Origin of the sequence: Acidithiobacillus concretivorus, assembly GCF_018853445.1 — a bacterium.
GTDB classification, from domain to species: domain Bacteria; phylum Pseudomonadota; class Gammaproteobacteria; order Acidithiobacillales; family Acidithiobacillaceae; genus Acidithiobacillus; species Acidithiobacillus concretivorus.
In genome coordinates, this window is sequence record NZ_JABELD010000156.1 from 1 (window position 1) to 812 (window position 812).

General features: G+C 56.4%; 1 pseudogene. It reads right to left on the bottom strand.

The window, feature by feature from the left end:
- Positions 1–477, bottom strand: a pseudogene (locus HJG40_RS15185) (IS701 family transposase); the annotation flags it as partial.
- Positions 478–812: the final 335 nt, after the last annotated feature.

Below are 812 nucleotides of genomic sequence, written 5' to 3' on the forward strand. Positions count from 1 at the left end.
CTGGCCGATGAACTGGCCACGCTGACGCAGCAGGGGCAAGAGCAGGCGGCGGCGCATGAACCAGGCATCGGTGAGCAAGCGGACGGGTACGGGGATGTGGGGTATAAAGGCCCGCAGTAATGCCCCAGCGATTTTCAGCTTGTGGGTGTTGCCGGTACGGGGCACGAGACGCAAGCGAATGGGAAAGGAAAGGGCTTTGCCGGAGCGGCTCCGCAGGGTCAACGCCAGCCCTACCCAGTTCTGGGCGAGGACATAAGCTTGGGTCCGCAAGGATTCACGCTCCAGGAGTTTGTAATAAGTGGTCCAATGGCAGCGCAGTGAAATATGGCTGAGGGCGCGGGTAACCCAGCCATCAGGGGAGATCAGGCACCCGCACAGCAGTTCGATGAAGCTGCGCCGCGAGCGCGGCGGCACGGCCGCGAGAAAGTATGAAATCCACTCTGAAAGGCGGAGGGTAACGAGACGCTGAAAGGACATGGCAGTGATTCCGAGAAGCCTAAAACGCTTCTCATTGGCCGACCCTTTTTTCCAAAGGGTCGGCCGCACGGCACTATCTCCGTGTCAAGCACTTTCGTAGCAAAAATAGAAAATAAAAACCCGGCGGAGCCGGGCTGAATGTCTAAACTAGAGAATGAAACAACGGATGGATGTAAATACAACACAGAACTGAACGTCAGAGATTAATAGTAAGCGTCTAAGCAACCCACCTTCCCAAACTTTCTGACCTGACCGATCCTGCCCCGCATACAGCGAGAAGGGGTGGGTATGACGAAGGAAGAGAAGGCCACATATTGGCGGCAGCAAGTAGACGG